Here is a 619-nt window from a genome sequence, read left to right as displayed (position 1 = left end):
TCCCTCCCCCTTCCTCCCTCCCCCCCCTCCTCTTCCCTCCTCCCCCTCTCCCCCCCTCTCCCTTCTCCTCCCCCCCCTCCTTCCCTTTTTTCTCTTCCTTCCTCTTTCTCTCTTTCTTTCCCTCTCTTTCTCTCCTTTTTTTTTTCTCTCCCTTCCTTTTTCCTTTTCTTTTCCCTCCTCTCCCTCCCCCCTCCCTTTCCTCTCCTCTCTTCTCCCCCCCTCCCCCCTTCCCCCCCCCTTTCCTCCCCTCTCCCCTCCCTTTTTTTTTCTCCCTTCCCCCCTCTTCCCTCCCTTCCTCCTTCCTCCTCTTCCCCTTCCCTCTTCTTCCTTCCTCCCTTTTTTCCTCCTCTTTCTTTTTTCCCCTCTTCTCCCTCTCTTTTCCTTTTCCCTTCCTCTTTCCCTTCTTTCCCTCCTCCCCTCCCCTCTTCCCTCCTCTTCTTCCTTTCCCCCCCTCTTTTCCCCTTCTCCCTCTCCCCCTTTTCCTCTCCCTCTCCCCCTCCTTTTCTTTCCTCCCCCTCCCTCTCCCTCCTCCCTTTTTCTTTCCTCTCCTCTCCTCCCCCTCTTTTCTCTTCCCCTTTTCCCCTCCCCCTTCCTCCCTCCCTTCCTCCTTTTTCCCCCT

At 56.7% G+C, this 619-nt stretch carries 1 protein-coding gene; it reads right to left on the bottom strand.

Annotated features, from left to right (window positions below; all coding sequences use genetic code 11):
* Positions 1-619: hypothetical protein (locus tag ABLT31_RS39155; protein ID WP_367761084.1), on the bottom strand; the 619-nt coding region annotated here is incomplete at both ends.

The organism is Ammoniphilus soli, from assembly GCF_040813775.1.
This window is presented reverse-complemented; position numbering and strand designations above follow the sequence as displayed.